This window comes from Arthrobacter liuii, assembly GCF_014639275.1.
GTDB classification, from domain to species: domain Bacteria; phylum Actinomycetota; class Actinomycetes; order Actinomycetales; family Micrococcaceae; genus Arthrobacter; species Arthrobacter liuii.
Map to the genome: position 1 here is coordinate 1 of NZ_BMFW01000046.1, position 21,211 is coordinate 21,211.

Annotated in this window: 22 protein-coding genes; 11 read left to right on the top strand and 11 right to left on the bottom strand. The window is 65.6% G+C overall.

Translation table 11 applies throughout. From position 1 onward, the window contains the following. The coding region (locus IEW19_RS21785) for an L-serine ammonia-lyase (RefSeq protein WP_188573652.1) at nt 1–900 on the top strand (900 nt) is incomplete at its 5' end. A 47-nt stretch (nt 901–947) separates the two neighbouring features. Here IEW19_RS21785 and IEW19_RS21790 read toward each other — a convergent pair. Next, nucleotides 948–1,490, bottom strand: coding sequence for a TspO/MBR family protein (locus tag IEW19_RS21790; protein WP_188573653.1), 543 nt, complete (start codon nt 1,488–1,490; stop codon nt 948–950). A gap of 119 nt (nt 1,491–1,609) precedes the next feature. Between IEW19_RS21790 and IEW19_RS21795 the strand changes: the two genes are divergently transcribed. The 3 genes from IEW19_RS21795 (at nt 1,610) to IEW19_RS21805 (ending at nt 5,715) form a co-directional block, all read left to right on the top strand. After that, nucleotides 1,610–2,743: a lipid II:glycine glycyltransferase FemX gene (locus IEW19_RS21795; protein WP_188573654.1), complete on the top strand. Its 1,134-nt coding sequence runs from the start codon at nt 1,610–1,612 to the stop codon at nt 2,741–2,743. 133 nt (nt 2,744–2,876) lie between these two features. Then, nucleotides 2,877–4,193, top strand: coding sequence for a peptidoglycan bridge formation glycyltransferase FemA/FemB family protein (locus IEW19_RS21800; RefSeq protein WP_188573655.1), 1,317 nt, complete (start codon nt 2,877–2,879; stop codon nt 4,191–4,193). A 34-nt stretch (nt 4,194–4,227) separates the two neighbouring features. Then, nucleotides 4,228–5,715 carry a threonine/serine exporter family protein gene (locus IEW19_RS21805; protein ID WP_188573656.1) on the top strand — a complete coding sequence of 496 codons (1,488 nt, stop codon included), beginning with the start codon at nt 4,228–4,230 and terminating at the stop codon, nt 5,713–5,715. Between the two features lie 48 nt (nt 5,716–5,763). On the opposite strand, the gene IEW19_RS21810 is transcribed toward IEW19_RS21805, so the two are convergent. Further along, entirely contained in the window at nt 5,764–6,603 is an 840-nt protein-coding gene (locus tag IEW19_RS21810; protein WP_188573657.1) for a siderophore-interacting protein, read from the bottom strand. Between the two features lie 14 nt (nt 6,604–6,617). Next, the gene (locus tag IEW19_RS21815) at nt 6,618–7,388 is read right to left on the bottom strand and encodes a uracil-DNA glycosylase (protein ID WP_188573658.1); all 771 of its coding nucleotides are present in this window, start codon (nt 7,386–7,388) and stop codon (nt 6,618–6,620) included. Between the two features lie 139 nt (nt 7,389–7,527). On the opposite strand from IEW19_RS21815, the gene IEW19_RS21820 reads away from it, so the two are divergent. The 5 genes from IEW19_RS21820 to groL all read left to right on the top strand — a co-directional run bounded on the left by IEW19_RS21820 (nt 7,528) and on the right by groL (nt 12,106). After that, a complete protein-coding gene (locus IEW19_RS21820) occupies nt 7,528–7,857 on the top strand; it encodes a DUF3263 domain-containing protein (protein WP_188573659.1) in 330 nt (109 codons plus the stop codon). Between the two features lie 51 nt (nt 7,858–7,908). After that, on the top strand, nt 7,909–8,553 hold the full coding sequence (locus IEW19_RS21825) for a LytR C-terminal domain-containing protein (RefSeq protein ID WP_188573660.1): 645 nt from the start codon (nt 7,909–7,911) through the stop codon (nt 8,551–8,553). 158 nt (nt 8,554–8,711) lie between these two features. Beyond that, nucleotides 8,712–8,918 (top strand): cold-shock protein, encoded by a 207-nt coding sequence (locus tag IEW19_RS21830; RefSeq protein WP_141180812.1) that lies wholly within the window; start codon nt 8,712–8,714, stop codon nt 8,916–8,918. Then, nucleotides 8,918–10,183 (top strand): ABC transporter substrate-binding protein, encoded by a 1,266-nt coding sequence (locus IEW19_RS21835; RefSeq protein WP_188573671.1) that lies wholly within the window; start codon nt 8,918–8,920, stop codon nt 10,181–10,183. The genes IEW19_RS21830 and IEW19_RS21835 overlap by 1 nt, the downstream gene beginning before the upstream one ends. Nucleotides 10,184–10,471: 288 nt before the next feature. Further along, nucleotides 10,472–12,106: a chaperonin GroEL gene (groL, locus tag IEW19_RS21840; protein WP_188573661.1), complete on the top strand. Its 1,635-nt coding sequence runs from the start codon at nt 10,472–10,474 to the stop codon at nt 12,104–12,106. A gap of 93 nt (nt 12,107–12,199) precedes the next feature. On the opposite strand, the gene IEW19_RS21845 is transcribed toward groL, so the two are convergent. The 8 genes from IEW19_RS21845 to IEW19_RS21880 all read right to left on the bottom strand — a co-directional run bounded on the left by IEW19_RS21845 (nt 12,200) and on the right by IEW19_RS21880 (nt 18,801). Beyond that, nucleotides 12,200–12,457, bottom strand: a complete 258-nt coding sequence (locus IEW19_RS21845; RefSeq protein ID WP_229748666.1) for a hypothetical protein — start codon at nt 12,455–12,457, stop codon at nt 12,200–12,202. Nucleotides 12,458–12,743: 286 nt separating this feature from the next. Then, nucleotides 12,744–13,943, bottom strand: a complete 1,200-nt coding sequence (locus IEW19_RS21850; protein WP_188573662.1) for an IS110 family RNA-guided transposase — start codon at nt 13,941–13,943, stop codon at nt 12,744–12,746. Nucleotides 13,944–14,550: 607 nt separating this feature from the next. Further along, nucleotides 14,551–15,039 (bottom strand): hypothetical protein, encoded by a 489-nt coding sequence (locus tag IEW19_RS21855; protein ID WP_188573663.1) that lies wholly within the window; start codon nt 15,037–15,039, stop codon nt 14,551–14,553. After that, the gene (locus tag IEW19_RS21860; protein ID WP_188573664.1) at nt 15,036–15,452 is read right to left on the bottom strand and encodes an ester cyclase; all 417 of its coding nucleotides are present in this window, start codon (nt 15,450–15,452) and stop codon (nt 15,036–15,038) included. The genes IEW19_RS21855 and IEW19_RS21860 overlap by 4 nt, the downstream gene beginning before the upstream one ends. 215 nt (nt 15,453–15,667) lie before the next feature. Continuing rightward, complete coding sequence (locus IEW19_RS21865) at nt 15,668–16,192, bottom strand: redoxin domain-containing protein (RefSeq protein ID WP_188573665.1); 525 nt, start codon at nt 16,190–16,192, stop codon at nt 15,668–15,670. 162 nt (nt 16,193–16,354) lie between these two features. Further along, complete coding sequence (locus tag IEW19_RS21870; protein ID WP_188573666.1) at nt 16,355–17,164, bottom strand: hypothetical protein; 810 nt, start codon at nt 17,162–17,164, stop codon at nt 16,355–16,357. 95 nt (nt 17,165–17,259) lie between these two features. Continuing rightward, on the bottom strand, nt 17,260–18,354 hold the full coding sequence (locus IEW19_RS21875) for a hypothetical protein (protein WP_188573667.1): 1,095 nt from the start codon (nt 18,352–18,354) through the stop codon (nt 17,260–17,262). A 267-nt stretch (nt 18,355–18,621) separates the two neighbouring features. Beyond that, the gene (locus IEW19_RS21880; RefSeq protein ID WP_188573668.1) at nt 18,622–18,801 is read right to left on the bottom strand and encodes a hypothetical protein; all 180 of its coding nucleotides are present in this window, start codon (nt 18,799–18,801) and stop codon (nt 18,622–18,624) included. Nucleotides 18,802–19,721: 920 nt separating this feature from the next. On the opposite strand from IEW19_RS21880, the gene IEW19_RS21885 reads away from it, so the two are divergent. Together IEW19_RS21885 and IEW19_RS21890 are read left to right on the top strand one after the other, a co-directional pair. Next, nucleotides 19,722–20,363: a hypothetical protein gene (locus tag IEW19_RS21885; RefSeq protein ID WP_188573669.1), complete on the top strand. Its 642-nt coding sequence runs from the start codon at nt 19,722–19,724 to the stop codon at nt 20,361–20,363. Between the two features lie 190 nt (nt 20,364–20,553). Further along, nucleotides 20,554–21,211, top strand: a 658-nt coding sequence (locus tag IEW19_RS21890) for a hypothetical protein (RefSeq protein WP_188573670.1), incomplete at its 3' end; no start/stop codon positions are given.

Consider the following 21,211-nt stretch of genomic DNA (forward strand, 5'->3'; position numbering starts at 1 on the left):
GAACTGCTGGACCACTGCCGGAACACCGGGCTGGGCGTCAGCGATGTGATGCTGCTCAACGAGAAGGCCTCCCGCGCCGGGGAGGAGATCCGTGCCGGGCTGCTGCATATCTGGTCCGTGATGGAGGACTGCGTGGCCACGTCCCTGAAGCGCGAGGGGGTGCTGCCGGGCGGGTTAAAGGTCCGCCGGCGCGCCCCGGACTGGTACGAACGGCTCAAGAAAGAGTCCGCCGACACCCGTGAAGAGGACCCGGACGCGGACTGGGATGCGGGCCCCTACGACCCGCGGTATTGGCAGGAGTGGGTTAACTTGGTGGCCCTGGCGGTGAACGAGGAGAACGCGTCCGGCGGCCGCGTGGTCACCGCCCCGACGAACGGGGCGGCCGGGATCATCCCCGCCGTCCTGTTTTATGCGCTGCATTTCGCCCCGGGCATGGACCAGGCCAGCCAGGAGGACCGCGACGCCGTGGTGGTCCGGTTCCTGCTCGCCGCCGGCGCCGTCGGGGTGCTCTACAAGGAACAGGCCTCGATCTCCGGGGCCGAGGTGGGCTGCCAGGGCGAGGTGGGTTCAGCGTCCTCGATGGCCGCCGCGGGCCTGGCCGAGGTGATGGGCGTAACCCCCGCGCAGGTGGAGAACGCCGCGGAGATCGCCATGGAACACAACCTGGGCCTGACCTGTGACCCGATCGGCGGGCTGGTCCAGGTCCCGTGCATCGAACGGAACGCGATCGCCGCCGCCAAGGCGATCAACGCCGCGAAAATGGCGCTCTGGGGCGACGGCACGCACCGGGTCTCCCTGGACGAAGTCATCATCACCATGCGCGAAACCGGCAAAGACATGAGCGACAAATACAAGGAAACAGCGATGGGCGGCCTCGCCGTCAACGTCGTGGAATGCTGACCCCGGCAACCGAGGACAGCAGGACGGTCTGACCGGCCCGCGGGGTGCTAATTATGCGCTGCCGCCCACCAGTTCAGGCTGGCAGCGAAGACCAGCCACGAGACGTAGGGCAGCAGGAGCAGTCCTGCTGCCCGGCTGATGGGACCGAAATGCAGAACCGTCACCGTGACCGCTGCGATCAGGGCAAGGATAATGGCCAGTCCCAGCCACAGGGCTGTAGTGCCCAAGGCGGGGTAGAGGGCGAAAAACACCGGAGTCCAGGCGAGGTTCAGGACCAATTGGATGGCGTAAACCACCATGGCCTGCCGCGTCCCGTCTGTGCGCCTGCGCCATACCAGCCATGCTGCGACGGCCATTGCTGTGTAGAGGATGGTCCAGACCGGACCGAACACGCCGTTGGGCGGGGACCAGGGGGCCTTGTCAGCGGTGGCATACCAGCCAGTGACATTGGCCGCCGACGCCAGGCCCCCCACTGCCGCCACCAGCAGGGATGCCAGCAGGAACCCGGCAAGCGCGGCTGCCTGGGCTCCGGCACTGTAGGGCTGGCCGCTTCCCGCGGGCGCGGTGGTCTGTTCCCCATGCGGCCTCATGCGTCCACCCTTGTTGAACGTCCCGAGCCCCGTCAAGGCGGCGCTCCGGGGCGGATGACGCCGTGCCGGTCGGCCCGGGGAAAAGCCGGGAGCGCATCAGGCTTTAGACTTGAGGCTGCATGTCCGCACACAACCAGAAGTACCGAAACCGCGCACAAACCCGATTGGACACGGCCCCCTTGCGAGAATTCACCGCACGTTTTGCCACAGCCGAGGAAATTGAGAACTGGGACAAGCACGTCACGGCCAACCCGAACGGCGGCAACATGCTGCAGTCGGCCGCCTACGCATCGGTCAAGAATGGAAGCGGCTGGAAAGTCCGGTTCCTCGTGCTGGAAAGCGGCGGGAACGCCAGCTACAACCTGGTGCTCGAAAGGACTTTCCCCATCCTGGGACGGCTTTGGTACCTCATCAAGGGCCCTGACCTGGCGGATGCAGCAGAGCTGGCGCCCGCCCTCGAAGCGTGCGCCGCCTTCGTCCGAAACAGCAAGTTGAACGTCTTCACCATCCAGGTTGAACCGGACGTCATCGCCTCCGGGGATGCACAGAAGGAGCTCCGGGCGGCGAACCTGGTCAAGGCCCCCAACATCCAGTCCAACGACTCCACCGCCCTGCTGGATATCTCCGGTACCGAAGAGGAAGTCTTCAAGGCCATCTCCTCCCGCGCCCGGAACGCAATCCGGCGCGCGGAACGCGAAGGCTGCCAGGTGGTCCGGCAGGAACAGGGGCCGGAGACCTACCGGGCCCTGTACGACCTCATGGCCGACACCGTCAGTGCAAAGGGCTCAATGCCCCTCCGCAGCTTCGAGTACTACGCGCGGTTCTGGGACGAGTTCTGCAACCGCGGCCAGGGCAACTTCTTCTTCGCCTACGAGGACGGGAAACCCAGCGTGGGTGCGTTCGTCATTAACTACGGCGCCAAGGCAACCTACAAGGACGGCGGTTCCACCCAGAACCGCAAGCAGTACGGCGACTCGCACCTGGTGCAGTGGGCCGCCATCCGACGGATGCAGGAACTTGGCTGCACGGAGTACGACTTCTGCGGGACCCCGCCGGCCGCGCGCATCAAGGACAAGACCCACAACCTCTTTGGAATGGGCATGTTCAAGACCAGCTTCACCAAGACGGTCACCGACTTTGTGGGCTGCCATGACTACGTCCTGTCCCCGCTCCGGCACCGGCTCTGGGTCAACGGCGGAGAAAAGGTGTTCCGCCGGATCGAAACCGCACGCACCGGGCAGCAGTTCTACTGACCGGCCGCAGCCAAGGCCCCCACGGCCACAGCGTCCCCGCCTGCCCCGCACGCATTTGTGCTGCCCGCCCTGAACACAGTCCGCCCAGCGCGCGCCCATCCAGGCCGCGAAGAGTCCAGAAGAAGGTCATCCCTTGAATCCAGTTTCCGCCGCTACCGGGCTTGAGTACGCCAACCTCAGCGACGCCGAATTTGAGGCCTTCGCCCTGAAGCACCCGCAGAACAGCTTCCTGCAGTCCATCGATTTTGTCCGCTTCCAGCGTGCCCGGGGACAGCTGGTGGAACTCTTCGGCGTCCGGCGCGACGGCGAACTCGTGGCGGCAGGAAAGCTCAACTACACCGCCACCCGCCTGGGGTACACCGTCTGCGAATGCGCCAAGGGCCCCCTCATGGACTACGCGGACCGTGAACTGGTGGGTGCCGTCGTCGAACTTCTCCGCAAGCACGCGGCGGGCCGCAAAGCCGCTGAGCTCCGGATCTCGCCGAACGTCAGGTACATCGCACGGGACGCCGACGGCGCCGAGCACCCCGGGATCGAGGACAACAGGCCGCTGGTGGCTGACCTGGAGCGGCTCGGGTTCCAGCACCAGGGGCTGGACATGAACTTCGTCAACGTCAACTGGATGTTCATCAAGAACCTCGTGGGCGTCCAGGACGCCGAAGAGCTGATCATGGGCACCAGTTACCGGACGCGGAAAGCCATCCGCAAGGCTGAAAAGAATGGTGTCTTCCTGGAACAGGCCACCTTGGAAACACTGGATGACTTCTATGGGGCCCTGAGCCGGGCCGGGGACGAAAAAGGATTCGTCTACCGGGAACGCGCCTATTACGAGAACCTGCTGCGGACCACCTCGGCGGAATTCACCAAGCTCATGATGGCCAAGATCGACATCCCGGCCTACCGCAAATCCATCACTGAACGCCTCGCCGCGGAGTCGGCCACCGCAGCCGACCTCCGCCGTGAGGTAGAGGAAACCGGCAGCAAGAAAAAAGCCAACCGGCTCAAGGTGGTCCAGGACCTCGTGGACAGCTACGAGCGGAGCCTTAAAGACATCGAGCGGTTCCCCGATTCCGTGGGGACCGCCACCGTGGCAGCCATCCACTTCATCTGCTACGGCGATGAGGTGGTGTGCGTCATCGGCGGCACCGTCCAGGACTACATCTACTTCAATGGCGCAACCTCGCTTTACTGGGGCATGATGCTGCATGCCCTGGAGAAGGGCTACCCCCGGTACAACTTCTACGGAACGTTCGGCATTTCGGGCCAGGACGAGGAAGGCCACGGCGGCTACGAATTCAAGAAGGGATTCGGCGGCGAAGTGGTCCAGTTGGTGGGAGACTTCGTCCTGCCGGTGCGGCCCGCCGTCTTCCACGCCAACCGGCTCGCCCGGTCCGCTGCCGCGGGCGCCCGGGCGCTGCTGGGCAAACTGCCGCTGAAGCGCGCAGCCTGACCGTCCATCAACCGCGCACAGGGAGGAAGCGGGCATGACTGACCGGCCCGAATGGCCAGGATCCAAGCCGAAGACTGACGGCCTGCCCAAGACCGAACCGCTGACCTCCGCGCAGCTTCGGCAGGATGCTGCAGCCAAGCGGATGCTCCGCCGCCTGGTGCAGGGCGAGAATCCACCCACCGCTCCGTTGAGCATCGTGGACCGGCTGGCCGGCAGCCCGTACGCCAACCCCACCATCCAGGTGGGTGGCGTGGACACGTCCGCGCGCAAAACTTTGGACTTCGCCCTGCATCTGGCCGAGACCATGTTCCGCTATGGTGCCGGCGCCCTGGAAGTGGAAACCAGCATCATTGCCGTCACCGCGGCGTTGGGGCTGAAGAACATCGAGGTGGACATCACCAACCAGTCCGTGGGCATCAACTATGCCCCCAAGGACCAGACACCCATCGCGCTGCTGCGCGTGGTCCGCTCCTGGACCAACAACTACGCGGGCCTGGCCAAGGTACACCAGCTGGTTACGGACATCGTGGCCGGCGGCGTGGGCCGTGATGAGGCCATCCGCAGGCTCAACGAGGCCATCACCAGCCCCAAACCCTACCCGCGCTGGATGGTCACGGCGGCGTTCGGAGTCTTCGCCGCCGTGTTCGTCGGGGTCCTGGGGGGTGGTCCGGTGTCCTCGGCAGTAGCGTTCGTGGCCAACATCGGCATCAGCCTGCTGGCCCGGCAGCTGGGACGCTGGCGCGTACCGGACTTCTTCATCACCGCCAGTTGCTCGTTCGTGGTCACCATCCTGGCCCTGCTGCTCTGGCAGTTCGGGCTCACCGCGTCGCCGTCCATCGTGGTGGTGGGCGGCATCTTGCTGCTCCTGCCCACCGGGCGCCTGGTGTCCTCCGTGCAGGACGCCATCAACGGTTTCCCGGTGACGGCGGCGGGCCGGTTCCTGTCCACGCTGCTGACTTTCGGCGCGATCGTGGCAGGAATCGCCGTCGCCTTCGTGGTGGGGGAGCTGACCGGGCTGCAACGCATTGACGTCACGCAGACCTTCCCGCCCGCCTACGATCTGTGGGTCCTCATCATCTTCGTAGCCGCCGCCGTGATGGCTATCGGCATCACGGAACAGACCACCTGGAAGCTCCTGCTGCCCACGGCAGCCGTTGGCGTGGCAGGCTACCTGGTGCTGCTCGGCTGCGGCCTCCTGGGAATCGGTGACCGTTTCTCACCGGCCCTCGCCGCCGTCGTCATTGGCCTGCTGGCAAGGGTGGTGGCCCTGCGCATGGGTGCGCCGCAGCTGGTGGTGGCAGTTCCCGCAGCACTGATCCTGCTGCCGGGCCTCACAATCTTCCGGTCCATGTATGTGCTCACCGTTGAGGAGGCCGAAATCTTGGCAGGCGCCGGAGGAATGCTCAGTGCCGGAGCGATTGTGCTGGGCACGGCGGGAGGGATCGTCTTGGGTGACGTGCTGGCCCGTCCGCTGACCCGCAGCCTGGCGAGCAACGAACGGCGCCGGGCCCGGCGCCGCTAGCCCGGCCGGATCCGGCCGGGAACTGCGGGCGCTTAGACTCCCGCCTGGCTAGATCTGGCCCACCGGGAGTTTCTTTTCGGCCTGGAACACGTCCTCCACCCGGCCCTGCGCCCAGTACCCGGAAAGCGAGACCTGCCGGCGTTCCAGTCCGCGCTGCTTGAACAAGACTTCCCGCAGCGCCTTCATGTAGCCGCGTTCACCGTGGGCAAAGACATCCACGGTGCCGCTGGGCCACTCGGCGTCCGACACCGCCTTGACCAGCACGTCGCTGGAACCTGCCGGAGCGCCGTTGCGGCTTAGCCAGGTGACCGTTACCCCTTCGGGGGCGGAGAGTGGCTGGACATCGGCGTCGGAACCCACCTCGAGGAAGGCCAGCCCGGCCGCTCCAGCCGGCAGCGCCTCGATGCACGCGGCGATTGCGGGAAGCGCGGCCTCATCACCGGCAAACAAATACCAGTCGGCCTCCGGATTGGGGTTGTACCCGCCGCCTGGACCGGTGAACGTGAGCGTCTCGCCGGGAACGGCCCTGGCCGCCCATGGACCCGCCAGGCCCTCATCGCCGTGGACCACGAAGTCGATGGCCAGTTCCTGGGCCTCCGGATCCACCCAGCGCAGCGTATAGGTGCGGGTAAAGGGCCACTGCTCGCGCGGCATGGTTTCCCGGACCGCCCACAGGTCCAGGGGGAAAGGATATTCGACCCCGGGCTGCGGAAAGACGATTTTCACATAGCGGTCCACGAACCCGTTGTTCACGAAATCGCTGAAGCCTTCCCCGCCAGCCACCACCCGGACCATGTGCGGAGACAATCGCTCCTTGCGCAGCACCGTCAGGTTGACCTGGGGACGGCTGTTCTTGGTGGCGTTGGTTGCGGCGGGGACAGTGCTCATGAGGCAAGCCTAAGCTAGGGCACCGGCGGGAGTTCCCAGGTTACGTCGTCCGCACCTTGTTCCCGGAGCAGCTGGTTCACCCGGCTGAACGGCCTGGAACCAAAGAACCCGCGGGAGGCGGACAACGGGCTGGGATGCGCGCTGGTGACAGCGGGAGCGCCTGCCAGGAGCGGCCGGACGCCCTCAGCCTCCTTGCCCCACAACACTGCCACCAGGGGCATTCTGGACCCGTCCGGGGACTTCCGGCCAGCCAACGCGGTGACTGCCGCCGTCGTAATGTCCTCCCAGCCCTTCCCGCGGTGTGAGCCCGCAACTCCGGCCCTGACCGTGAGTACCCGGTTCAGGAGCAACACGCCCTGCTCCGCCCATGCTGACAGGTCGCCATGGACGCGCGGCGGGATGCCCAGGTCCGATTCCAGCTCCCGGTAGATGTTCACCAGGCTGCGGGGGAGGGGCCGGACGTGCGGCTCGACGGAAAACGACAGCCCGACGGCGTGTCCCGGAGTGGGGTAGGGATCCTGGCCCACAATGAGGACCTTCACGTCCGCGAGTGGCTGGCGGAAAGCGCGCAGGACGTTCGACGGCGGCGGCAGGAGTTGGTGCCCGGCCGCCTCCTCGCCGGCCAGGAAGGCCAGGACGGACCGGAGCTTGCCTTCCACGCCCTGCAGCGCCGCCGCCCAGTCCGGGGCCATGAGCTGTGCCAGCGGAAGCTCAGCCAGGTCAGCGAAGCGGATGGTGTCCGCCGGGTCCTGCTGCAGCTCGAACAGCGCATCCGATTCAAACATCGTTCCATTCTTGCAGGAGCCCGCGTGTGCGGGCCCCGGAACCTCTTGGCTGCGGATGCGGGCGCGCGAATGACACTCCTGTTATTCGGCGGCTAGCATAGGGGTGAGACATTTACCGCAACCAGTGAAGGAGTGTGCCGTGGCTGAACCGGCCCGTGAACACCTGCCGGAACAGGATCCACGGAAGTCCCTCCTGGCCGAGTTCATCCCCCGGGAGTCCTCCCTTTCCGAGCGCGAACAGCAGATGCTGGCTCTGGAACGGCAGTGGTGGAAGTACGCCGGGGCCAAGGAACAGGCCATCCGGGATCTGTTTGACCTCTCTGCTACCCATTACTACCAGCTCCTCAATGCACTGATCGACCGCGAGGATGCCTTGGCGCACGATCCCATGTTGGTCAAGAGATTGCGTAGACTACGTACGTCGCGCCACCGTGCACGCACTGCCCGGCGCCTGGGATCCGACGCTTAAGACGACCCAGGCCGGGACAACAGCCGCAATCAACAAGGATGTCCTTCCACCATGACCAAATACGCCCGCGATGAATTCGACAAGGTCCCGGAGGCCGCGTCGCGACAAGGTGTCCACCGGACGGCCTCGGCTCCGTCCCGCGTGCGGCTGTGGCCCATCCTGGCGGTGGGAGCGGCGGCCCTGGCCATTGGCTTGGTGTCCTTCCTGATCCTTCCCAAACTCGGCTTCAACACCAACGCCAGCCAGGCATCGGCGAGCGTGGAGTCAGCTCCGCTGGCCGGATCCGGTTCCGCCCCTTCGTCCGCGCAGCCCACTGCCTCAACTCCTCCTGCCGCACCGGCGCCGTCTTCCTCTTCCGCGCCAACGCAAAGCAGCAGCTCCGAGCCTGAACCCGCGGCTTCTGCCACCTCGCAGGCCGCCGTCGACCGGACGCAGGCCGTGGCTGTTTACAACGCCGCGGGTACGGCAGGGCTGGCCAGCCGGGTGGGTGGAACTGTCCAGGCGGACGGCTGGCGGCTCGGCCAGGTAGGCAACTGGCCCGGCGCCCCGCAAAAATCCTCCGTGATCTATTACGCGGGTCCCCAGCAGCTGGCAAGCGCACAGGCGCTCGCCGGACTGCTTAACATCCCCACAGTGGTGAACAGCACCGAATTCCAGGTACCGCTCGTGGTGGTGCTGGGCCCTGGATACCGGTAGCCGAACACCCTCCAATTACGCCTGCATAACGTTCCTGGTCTCCCGGCAGCTGCTGCATGCACCGGCTCACGGGCATGGTTAGAGTGATTTCCAGGGCACGGCCGGCCGCACGGCAGATCGCACTGTCCCACCCGGCCCAACGGAGAGAGTTGTTAATCATGGCACTGGGAACCGTCAAATGGTTCAACGCTGAAAAGGGCTACGGCTTCATCACCGTTGACGGCTCCGGTGACGACATTTTTGTCCACTGGTCCGCAATCCAGGGAGAGGGCTACCGCGCCCTGGCCGAGGGCCAGCGGGTCCAGCTGGACGTCGGCGAGGGCGAAAAAGGCCCGCAGGCAGAAAACGTGCGGCCCGCCCAGTGATGCGGAACTACCGCCCCGCGGCCCGTGTCCAGGTGGCGCTGGCGGTTTCCCTGGCAGCCGTCCTTGCAGCTACATCGTGCGCCGGCACCGGCGGGAACGCCCGGATGGAAGCGGCGGAGGCTTCTGGAGACGGTGTGCTCCGGGTGGGACTGATCCTGGACAACACCGGCGACAATGCCTTCCTGAACGCGCCCCAACTGGCCGCCGCCAAGCTGGCGGTCCAGGAAATCAACGCGGCCGGCGGACACAAAGGCCGGCCGGTGGAGCTGCTTCCGGTTCATCCGGACCAGGAAACCGCAGCTCAGGCGAAGGACCTGGTGGCCGGCAAGGCGGACGTGGTCATCGGGCCGACCGATTCCAGCCATGCGTCCGCCGCCGTGGACGTCCTTTCCCACGCACGCATAACGCTCATCTCGCCGGCCAACAGTGCTGCCGGCCTCTCCGGACTGGCCAGCGGAGGCTACTATTTCCGGACTGCGGCGGCGGACGTCGCGCAAGGGCCCGTATTGGCCAAGCTCGCCAAGGATGCCGGCGCCGCCACCATCAGCGTGCTGTTCCAGGAAGGCTCCTACGGCAAGGACCTGTCGGCTGCCGTTACTGAAGCTGCCCAAAAGTCCGGACTCACTGTCCTGCCCGGGGCCGGGTTCAAGCCTGGCGACGCCGCGGAAGCCGCCCGCTCCGCCGGCAAGGCCAAGCCGGACGCCGTCGTCCTGATTGCCCGTGAGGGTGCGCAGGGGGCACTCGCCGAGCTGAACAATGCCGGCCTCAGCGGTTCGCGGCTCATCCTCAGCGACGGTGCCTTCGCCCGCTACGGATCCGGGCTCGCATCCCGGGTCCTCGAGGGCGCCCGCGCCATCGTCCCCGGACAGCTGCCCACAGCAGCCTTCCAGGCAAGACTGCTGGCAGTGGACCCTTCCCTGAAGGACGTTTCGTACGCCGCGGAAACCTACGACGCCGTCACGCTGGCGGCACTGGCCGCGGCCCGCGCCCAGGACGACGCGGGACGCTCGATCGCGGCCAACCTGATTCCGGTATCCGGGGGGTCGGCCCCGGGCGCCGGCACGCCGGCGACGCCCTGCCTTAGTTACAAGGAGTGCCTTGGCGGCCTTGCTGCCGGGCCGGACATTAATTACGACGGCGAGTCGGGGCCGATTGCTTTCGACGCCAACGGGGACATCACCACAGCCGCATTCTCCGTCTTCACATATGGACCAGACAACAACCCCAGCCCCACCGGGCGGGAGACGGCTGGACGGCCGGGCTGATCGCCCTGGGCGAAGCCGCTGCTCAAGGCGCCCATTCTGCGTCTTTTCGCTTGCACTCTCACCTGGGGAGTGCTAATTATTGAGTTAGCACTCTGACGTACCGACTGCTAAGCAACGCCTGGCTCCGGCCGGCGGTGCGCGGCACCGGTCGAGGAGCGAAGGAAACACCTCACTTCAGTGAGATCCCCACCCGGAGGCATACAGAGGCCGCCGTCGAAGGATCGTCCGTCGCGGGCACTGCAGCGAAGGTTCATTCTTAACGACTGTCCCGAAAGGACTACTGCCGTTATGGCCAAGATCATTGCATTTGATGAAGAGGCACGCCGCGGCCTTGAGCGTGGCCTGAACACCCTCGCCGACGCCGTTAAGGTCACCCTCGGCCCGCGTGGACGCAACGTCGTCCTCGAAAAGAAGTGGGGCGCCCCCACGATCACCAACGATGGTGTTTCCATCGCCAAGGAGATCGAACTGGACGACCCCTACGAGAAGATCGGCGCAGAGCTGGTCAAGGAAGTTGCCAAGAAGACCGACGACGTTGCCGGTGACGGCACCACCACGGCAACCGTCCTGGCCCAGGCACTGGTCAAGGAAGGCCTGCGCAACGTTGCCGCCGGAGCCGACCCGCTGTCCCTCAAGCGCGGCATCGAGAAGGCCGTTGAGGCCGTCACCGCCGAACTGCTGAACTCCGCCAAGGAAATCGAAACCAAGGAAGAGATCGCGGCCACCGCCTCCATCTCCGCCGGTGACGACGAGATCGGCGCCCTCATCGCCGAAGCCCTGGACAAGGTGGGCAAGGAAGGCGTCATCACGGTCGAGGAGTCCAACACCTTCGGCCTGGAGCTCGAACTCACCGAAGGCATGCGCTTCGACAAGGGCTACATCTCCGCCTACTTCGTCACGGACGCCGAGCGCCAGGAAACGGTCCTCGAAGACCCGTACATCCTGATCGTCAACTCCAAGATCTCCAACGTCAAGGAACTGGTTGCTGTCCTGGAAAAGGTCATGCAGTCCAACAAGCCGCTGCTGATCATCGCCGAGGACATCGAGGGCGAAGCCCTGGCTACCCTGATCGTCAACAAGATCCGTGGCACCTTCAAGTCCGTCGCCGTCAAGGCCCCGGGCTTCGGTGACCGCCGCAAGGCGCAGCTGGCCGACATCGCCGTCCTCACCGGCGGCCAGGTCATCTCCGAGGAAGTTGGACTCAAGCTGGAGACCGCCGGCCTGGAGCTCCTGGGCCAGGCCCGCAAGGTTGTTGTCACCAAGGACGAGACCACCATCGTCGAGGGTGCCGGCGACGCCGACCAGATCGCAGGCCGCGTGTCCCAGATCCGCGCCGAAATCGAGAACTCGGACTCCGATTACGACCGCGAGAAGCTGCAGGAGCGCCTGGCCAAGCTGGCCGGCGGCGTTGCAGTCATCAAGGCCGGTGCCGCCACCGAGGTTGAGCTCAAGGAGCGCAAGCACCGCATCGAGGACGCAGTCCGCAACGCCAAGGCTGCGGTTGAAGAAGGCATCGTCGCCGGTGGCGGCGTGGCCCTCATCCAGGCCGGCGCCAAGGCATTCGCCAACCTGCAGCTGTCCGGCGACGAAGCAACCGGCGCCAACATTGTCCGCGTTGCCATCGACGCTCCGCTGAAGCAGATCGCCTTCAACGCCGGCATGGAGCCGGGCGTCGTGGTCGACAAGGTCCGTGGCCTGCCCGCAGGCCACGGCCTGAACGCCGCAACCGGCGAATACGTCGACCTGCTGGCAGCCGGAGTCAACGACCCCGTCAAGGTAACCCGCTCTGCCCTGCAGAACGCGGCCTCCATCGCCGGCCTGTTCCTCACCACCGAAGCTGTAGTGGCTGACAAGCCGGAGAAGGCTTCTGCCCCCGCCGGTGGAGACGACATGGGCGGCATGGGCGGCATGGGCGGCTTCTAAGCCTCCCTACCGGGACCTGCCCCGCCAACTAAAAATGCGGCCCCCGTAAGGGGGCCGCATTTTTTGTGTCCCTGGCAGGCCCCTGCCCGGGGTTTACTTCCGGGCTGCATCCAGCATCCCCTGGACCTCCTTCTTGAAGGCTTCCGCAGCCGCCTGGGTGGTTAGCCGGTCATACAGCACTTCATCCGTGTAGCGCTTAATGACGTATTGGACGCTTCCCGCCCCCACCGGAGGGACCGGAGGTGCTCCCTTGATATCCGTCGCTACGTCCTTCAGGAACCTAACCACAGTGGTATCGGCAGGCTTCAGCGATGCCGAGATGCTGGAGACGATCCCGCTGTTGGTGGGCACGCCCCTGTCCGTCATCAGGATGGCCCCGGCCTCCGGGCTGTTGCCGAGGTAGCCTTGTCGTCCGGAATGGGTACGCCCGGTGCCTGGAAGACCTTTGTGTTGGCCATAATGACGTAAGGCGTTCTGGCCTGAGCTGAGCCCGTATTGTGCGCCATCGTACTGGCTGGAGGCAAGCGCGTGACCTTGTCCGTCTGGCTGTTCAGGTACTAATTGCCCCACTAGGCGAACCGCAGGGTCACCTCCGTTGTCTCCGGAGCCGCCGGGGGGGGTGTCCCTATGTCTTCCGTCAAGCGGCTTGGGCAGGGTTCTCCTCGTAGAGGGTTCCGTTTTTGAGCATTGAGTAGATGACGTCGCAGCGGCGCCGGGCCAGGCAGATGACGGCGGCATTGTGCTTCTTTCCCTGGTCGCGTTTCTTTTGGTAGTAGGCCTTCGAAGCCGGGTGGTGGCAGCTGGCGATCCACGCCGATCTGAATAGGGCGTTCTTGAGTTGTTTGTTGCCGGAGCGAGCAGGGAATTCACCGCGGATCGAGGTGCCGGAGCGTCGTGTCACCGGGGCTATGCCTGCGTAGGCCGCGAGGTGTCCGGCGGAGGTGAAGGTGCCGGCGTCGCCGATGGTCAGGAGTATCGTCGCTGCGGTCTTGATGCCTACTCCTGGCATGGACATCAAGACCCGGGAAAGAGGGAAGTCGTCGAGGAGCTTTTCGACTTCTTCGGCCACTATGGCTCGTTGATGTTTGAGTTCTTTGATCTGGGCTGCGACGCGGGGGATGACCAGCTCGACGGCTTCGGTGCCGATGACGGTGACCGTCTGCTCGCCCAGTGCCGCGAAGATCGCGTCAACCAGGTTCACCGGGTCCTTGCGACTGTGGTTCCTGGCCCAGCGCAGCACGTTGGACCGCCCGGCAACCCGCAAGCCGGTTGGCCCGGCGTACTTGATGAACAGCTCCAGCACCAGGGACCGGGTCAGCACTGTTCCGGGAAAGACCCGCTCCAGGGCCGGGAAAATCTGCAGCAGCAGCGACCGCAGCCGGTTGATCGCCCTGGTGCATTCATGGGTCAGGTCCGCGTCGAATCCAGAGAGGACCTTCAACGCCGCGAGCACCTCGCTGTCCCGGTCAACAGCCCGTAGCGTGTGCGGCATCGCCCGTGCCGTCTCAGCAATGATGAAGGCATCCCGCGCGTCCGTCTTGGACTTTCCCGGGTACAGATCAGCGGCTTTGCGCATCGCCAGGCCCGGCAGGTAAGCAACAGTGCAGCCGCAGTCCCGGGCCACGGCTATCGGCAGGGCGCCGATTGTGTTGGGCTGGTCCACGATCACCAGCACCCTGCCGTGCTGCTGCAGACCGGTGAAGAGCTCGCGCAGCCGAGCCTCGTCCTGCGGCAACGGCTTGTCGAAAACTCGCTCACCGGCCGCGTTCAACGCCGCGGCGTGATGCTCGGACTTGCCAACATCAAGCCCGCAGTAGACCTCGTAACCTTCGTCCATCCGGCGCTCCTTTGCACCACTTTTGGCCGCAGTCACGACACCCGATGCTGGCACCCACGTTACAAAGAGACCTGGCCCCCGCAAAAGGAGCCGGCCGTGTCCCTATCAGCAGTCAACGCGTGCCTCCGAACCTGGCGACAACACCCCCCGGATCATCAGTGACAGGGCAAGAAAGTCATACCAGGTCCAGCGACCAAATCCCCGGCCCTCGGGGACGGAATAAATGTAACGGGGCCGCAGCCGGTGGGCAGGATGGACGGGGCCAGTACGGCAGCGCCGAGCTGGAAACTGCGCCGGCTCACGACTGGGATCGTCATTGATGTTCCTTTCGGGTTGGCTTCGTCCGCGCTGCGGCGGGTGGTGCTGCCTTTACCGCAGTGCAACGTGGAGAAGCCGTTCGAAGTCGTCTGCACAGCCAGCCCTTGGGAATTCCAGATCTAACTGAGGAGCGCCCCTTGGGCCGCCGGATTATGGGCGGTCCGACTTCCGCGGGCGCTGAATGAAAGCCCCCGGAATCTCCTTCGCACGCCGGTATTTGCAGGAAGGCCGTGAGGCGATCGTGTGGAGGCTTGAGGTCCGTCAACCCGCCAGATGCTGCCCCGGCAGGTTAATGCGGGCGGGTCGCCGCCGGCGGGTCCAGTGCGTGCAGCGCGGCACTGGTCACAATGCCGTAGGCCAGGTGCGGGACGATGTCGCTTGCCCAGTCCACGGGAGACCATGTGCGGGGATCGGTAATTCCGAGAACTGTCATGGGTCCGTTCCCGCCGATCAGTGCGCCGGCCGCTGCGGCCAGGGAAGAAGCGAGGAGTCCGGGCCGGTATCCTGCTTCCCGGGTAAGCCCGAGGACGGCGCTGACGCCGATGCCGACGACAAGCCCTGTCAGCGGGCCGAGCCCGGCTAGCCGGTTCGTGCGTTCTTCGTCGTTGCCCGGGATCTTGACGCCCGTGACGTCGGCCAGCTTTTTGACTGTGGCCTCGGGTGTGCTGCTGGCGGGGCGGGCACGCCAGACCATGTCCAGGTAGGTCAGGGTGTTCAGGGCTGTGGTTCCGGCGGCGCCCGCTGCGGCTCCGGTGGCCAGTGCGCGAATGATTTTCATGGCTGCGGGGTCAGTCCGAGTTGGGTGAGCATGCCCAGCTCGTCGCTGCTTCCCCAGCGTTCGACGAGTTTGCCGTCTTCGAACCGTCCGATCTGCATGCCCCGGATTTTGATGGCCCGTCCGGTGGGCGGGTGGCCCATCAGCGGTCCCTGATGTGTCCCGGTGACTGTGTAGGCGAACGCGACATCATTGTCGGTGGCGGTGAGGTGTTCGACCTCGAGGTGGAGATCGGGAACGGAAGAGCGCAAATCTGTGAACAGGTCTTTGAATCGCTGCGGGCCCGGCCCCTGTCCTGGTCCCGGGTCGTGGTCGACACAGCCGGCCGCGACGACGTCGTCGAGTTCATCGAGTTTGCCGCTGTTCACGGCGGCACCGAAGCGCTCCTGGGCCTGGATATTGGCGTCCCTGGTCATGGATCCTCCGGTTATCGTTGCCAGGCCGATCAGTGGGGACGGTCCTGTTGTTATCTGTCATGGTGCACGCTGGTCCGCCCCGGAGCAAGCAGCACGCACCGAGGCCTGGATTGAGGACATGAATGTGTTGCCTCTCCGCTCACTGCAGCCGGTTGAGTCAGAGCCCGACACGCTGGCGTGTCCCCGCTGCGCCGGGCCTTGTCTCAACCCGAGGTTCAGGCGGCGCCGCGGGCCGGGTAGTCGTGATCCTGGGCGTAGCGGACCCCGGCGATAACATCGTCCAGGGACGGCCGGCCGAAGGGCATGGTCGCGGTGCTGGACCAGAACAGGGTCCCGTCTTCGTCGAGGATGAAGATGCCTGGTTCGTTGAAGAGGTCGGGTTCGCCGTCCTTGATCGCGTGCGAGAGGTTCAGGCCCCAGGTCCGGGCGGCCTCCTCACTGAGGCCGTAGGCCACGGGAAGGTTGCCCAGGTGCCACTCATTCACGATCCGGGTGCTTCGCTCTTCTGTTTCCATGCTGACCGCGACGGACTGGCCGATCCCTGCTGTCTCAAGGTCCGCGATCCGCCGGTCGATCTCGGCCAGTTGTCTGCGACAGATCGGGCAATGCAGCCCCCGGTAGAAGACAACCAGGCTGAAACGGCCGCCGGTGCCGGTACCCAGCTTCAGATCATCGGTGCTTCCCCCGCCAACCAGGGCGAGGGCGAGGTCGGGTGTTGTCTGTGTCGGAAGAAGTGCCATGGTCTCGGTAACAAGGCCGGGCGCCCCGTCATTCCCTCCCAGCCTGATCCTGCATTCTTTTCAGAGTGCAGGGTCGTGTTCAGATCGCCTCTGTTCAGAAGGAGATGCCCCGTCAAGGGCCGGACGCCGCACAGGGCATCCGGCCCCCGTGGGCCGGTAGGATCAGCTGCCGATGATTCCGGTGTTCTGACCGGTGATGGTGTTCTGGATAGTGCCGGCTGCACCGGCGTTAGCGCCCAGGTTCAGGCCCAGGTTCGATGCCGTGGCGAAGGAACCGCGGTGGGTTCCGGTGGTGCTGTTCTCATCCGTGGTGTTCTGGATGGTGCTGGCTGCACCGGCGTTAGCGCCCAGGTTCAGGCCCAGGTTCGATGCCGTGGCGAAGGAACCGCGGTGGGTTCCGGTGGTGCTGTTCTCATCCGTGGTGTTCTGGATGGTGCTGGCTGCACCGGCGTTAGCGCCCAGGTTCACGTTTGAGGCCACGGACCCACGGTCAGTCCCGGTAGCCCCGGTCCCGGTGTTGCCGGTGTTGTTCTGGCTGGCGCTGGCCACGCTGGCGTTCGCGCCCAGGTTCACACCGAGGTTTGAAGCAGAAGCAATGGATCCACGGTCGGTTCCCGTGGTGGCGGTGTTCTGGATGGTGCTGGCTACACCGGCATTCGCTCCCAGGTTCACGTTTGAGGCCACGGACCCACGGTCAGTCCCGGTAGCCCCGGTCCCGGTGTTGCCGGTGTTGTCCTGGCTGGCGCTGGCCACACCGGCATTCGCGCCCAGGGTCAGGCCCAGGTTGGAGGCGATGTTGTCGCGGTTGGCCGTCGAGGACGCGGAGGTGATGCTGGTCTGGTTCTGCGTACCGATACCAAGACCGGCGCCGGTGTTGGTGCCGGTGTCGGCTGACGCCGCTCCAGCTCCGAGGACGAGGACGCCCCCGGCGAAAACTGCGGCACAAAGGGTGTTGCGGACAAATGAATGCATGACTGATTTTCCTCACATGAATGAATGTTCTTCCGGCCAAAGGCGCCGGTATGCCTGCATCTGCCGCGGCATTTAGGTGCGCGGCGCGGGCATCATTAATCGGGTGAGAATCCTGGATCCTGGGCCGGTGACCCGGGCAGGACGAAGCTGAACAGGGATCCTTCCCCGCCCTGGGTCATGGGCAGGACGAAACGGTGGGAAAGATCCGCCGCAGCCTGCGCGCCGGCGCCAGTCGGTCCCGAGTCGCCGGCACTGCCGGACACCGGTGAGGGCAGGTTTACGCTGGGAAGCCGAGTCGGGCTCTGAGGTGAAGCGCCGCGATCGTCGTTCATGGATGCCGCAGCACGCGGGGCGCTGAAGGCCGTAACTCCCACGAACTGGCGGGAAAGCGCCGCGGTGGAGGCGGACGATTTCGCGGTGAACACAGCCGCCTGGGGCGTCTCCACAATCGGGGTGGCATGGTCGCCGCCGCCCGGGAAGGTATCTACCGTCACGGGTGCAACGGGGAATGCAGCCATTGGGGCTGCGGACCCGTTGATTATCGCTGTCAAAGGCCGGGTGATGCCGCCCACGGGGTTCCCTATCGGGCTCACAGCGCTGGCGGCAAGCGCCGTGAGCGGGGCCACGAGCGGCTGCACAGTAGCGGTGACAACTTCGGTCACAGGCGCGGTGAGCGGGGCCCGGCTCAGAGCGTTGCCGGCAAGCGTCGTGAGCGGGGCCACGAGCGGCTGCACAGTAGCGGTGACAACTTCGGTCACGGGCGCGGTGAGCGGGGCCACGGCGGTGTCGGTGAACCCTGTGATGGGGTCCGTGACGTCTTGGAGCGCTGTGATTGGGCCCTGGGCGTGGCTGGGTGCGTGGGTCGGGGGCGCGGTGGCCAGCCGTCCGATGCTGGCCGGGGCGGTGCCACCCAATGGTGGGGCCGTTGGCGCGGGAATCGGGACGGGTGCGGGCGTCGTTGAGCTCGGCGGTGCCGGTTCTGTCCGGGGCTGAACCGTGGTGATGAGCGGTTTCACGGGTGCAGCCAGGGAAGGGACCAGTCCAGTGGCCGTGTTCGGGCTCGCACCCGGCGGCGGTGCTGGGGCAGCGTGGGCGCTGCCCGCGCCAAAGATGATCCAAAACATGGCGAACAGGCCGCCGACCAGGAGCAGGCGGAGGGCAGGGGCGATGTTGAGGTTTGTGCGGCCCATCCCACCTCCCATCAACTGCCGGAGTCCACGGTCACATCCTTTTCGTCCCCGCCACTGTCACGGGCCGGTACGTAGCCGCGGTGAGAGCGCCCGCGGCGTGATGCGTTGTAAGTGTTTCGATGCCGGGCGGCATCCGGATGGGTCGGTTTCTAAGAAAAGATCAACACCGCTATCACGTGGCCTGGGATTCATGCTCTTCCTGATCGTCGCCGGCATCCCTCAGGGCTCACCCCGGGGGGATGGGATGGTGCGGTGAGTGGTGCCGCTTTATTCGGAGCCGTTGTCCTGCGCTTCGAGGTGTTTTGCCATGGCTTCCACGGCTTTGTTCCAGCGCATGGTCAGGGCTTGTCTGCTCAATGGTTCGAACATGCCGGTGAGAACTCTTTCAATGGCATCATAGGCGGCGTCTTTGACCCGTTCCTGCGCCGCGGGACTGTAATAGTTCATGCCCGTTATTCGAGACGGCGGCCATAAAAGATGGCCTGTTCTGATCGGCTGGCATGGCCGTGAAACGCCCGCTTGGGACGGATCGCACTCACGGGCTGCCCGGATGACCTCGACGACGGAGCCCTTCATCGTGAGGCTACGGACACAGCCATATCTGTCCCATCGGCTGGTCTGGAACCGAGACCTGACGGACCTCGCCGGCCGCCCCAAGACGGAACAGTCCCCGACGGCATCATAGGTACGGGAGCACCCGTGCGAGCCATACGACACCACCGTCAGGTTTATCGGCCAGAAAGTCCATGGACCCGTGGTTCGCCAGCGTCCCCGCGGGCGGCGGGTTAGCGGTGGTGCCCGGCCGGAGGCGCGTTGTTAGTGCTGTGGTGTTCTCCGTATGGGACGGCATGCTGTCCGGCGGCGGTCGCCGCGAGTCCGGGAGCGGTGATTGCCGCGACGGTGGGGGCGGCAGTAAAACAGCGCGGTTCCGTTCAGTGACCGGGGGGATCCGCCGGGCCACCAGAGCCCGGCGGCGACCAGGTGCACGAACACCCGGCGGAAGCCATTCGGAGGAGCACACGGGGCCATACCGGGGCACCGGCGCGGAGGCTCTGCACCCGCCCATAGCGTGAGTGCCGCACCTCAAAGGCCGGCAGCGACCGTTCCTGCCATCGTCCAGCGGTTTGTGGTGGCCGTGGTGAGCAGCGTTGCGCTGGTCCCGAAGCTGAGGCGCCCGCAATAGGAATTTTTAGCCATGGCGCGCCGCGCCGGGGTCCTCTGCCAGCCGAGGCCCGCACAGTCCACGTATGCAGGGACCCGGGACGCAGACGGTGTTGCAAGGCCGTCCGGGGCGGCTTCGGTAACGAATAGCCGGTGGACGGGCGATAAAGTGTCGGCCGGGAAGACCTTGTGGAAAGTGGGTGCTCGTGGCACAAGTCAGATGGTCAGGAAGCCAGCGTGCGTGCCGGGTGCTGGCGCCGGCCCTTGCCGGGCTGTCGATACTGGTCCTGGCCGGATGCGGCACCGGTCCCGGCACGGCTGTGTCCGGGCCCAGCGCTTCGGTATCCGCCTCACCCAGTGGTGATGCGGGTGCCGCTTCCCCGACAGTGTCGCCGACTGATATTCCCGTTGCCGCCGCTGGTGGCCCATCGGCCGCGGCGTTGATGGTGTGCAGCAAGGAAATCCAGGAGAAAATCGTGCAGATCCTTGCCCTCGCGTCTGCCCCCGGCAATGGGGCAACTTGGGCGGACAAGCTCTTCACCTGCACCTATGCGCTGCCAGCCGGTTCGCTCGTGCTCTCGGTCAAAGAAGCCCCGGCCCCGGATGCGGCACACGCCTATTTCCAGGATGTGCAGCGAAGCACCGCTGGGGCCGCGCCCATCGAGGGATTGGCGAACCTGGGCTTCCCGGCCTTCCAGACCCCAACGTCCGCCGTGTTCGTCAAAGACAACTTCGTGTTGACAGTGGACGCGGCGGCCTTGCCCGAACCGCTGGGACCCCACCAGGTCACCCGCGCCGCGTTCGCCTACCAGGTCGCCACCACGGTCCTGGCCTGCTGGTCCGAATAACCCCCTCCTCATACATAGTGAGGCCAGGCCAACCCCTCGTGTTCAGAACAGGTCACGCCCGAATATGGGCGGTAAACATTTTTCCCGGGACTTGACCAATCCGTGAGGTGGCGCACAACGAATTGCTGGTGTCACATTCATGAGCGTGCCCATCTGGGGGAGCGTTCATCGTCAATGGAGGAAAAGAATCATGAAGAAATCCGCTTTCCTGATCGCCCCGGTCTTGGCCTTGGGCGCCCTCGCACTCTCCACCAGCCCCGCCCTCGCCCACGACGGAACCAACACCAACTACCAGGCGAACCTCGCCGCGATCAACGGCAGCAACGCGTCCGGATCCGTCATGATCACCGTTGACGGTGACCAGGCAACGGTCACCGAGAAAGTATCCGGCCTCGCCGCGATGTTCAACGGTGCTCCCTACCCGCACGTCCAGCACATCCACATCGGCGCCCAGGGCACCTGCCCGGACATGTCCGCCGACACCAACAAGGACGGTGTGATCAGCACCACCGAAGGCGCCCCCTTCTACGGCGGCATCGGCGCGACCCTGTCCACCAGCGGGGACACCAGCCCCGCGGCCGGCACCGACCTGAAAGTCGCACCCTCGGGCGCCTCCTACACCTATCAGCGGACCTTCGCCCTGGATGCCAAGACCGCTGATTCACTCAAGGCCGGCACGGCCGTCGTCGTCGTTCACGGCCTGGACCCGGCCACCCTGTCGGCGACCGCGCAGAAGGAACCGAGCGACCTCGTCCCGTCCCTGCCGCTGGCTGCCACGTCGCCGGCGCTCTGCGGGACCCTGAAGGCAATGCCCGCCGGAGCCCCCGGCACCGGCATCACCACCCCCG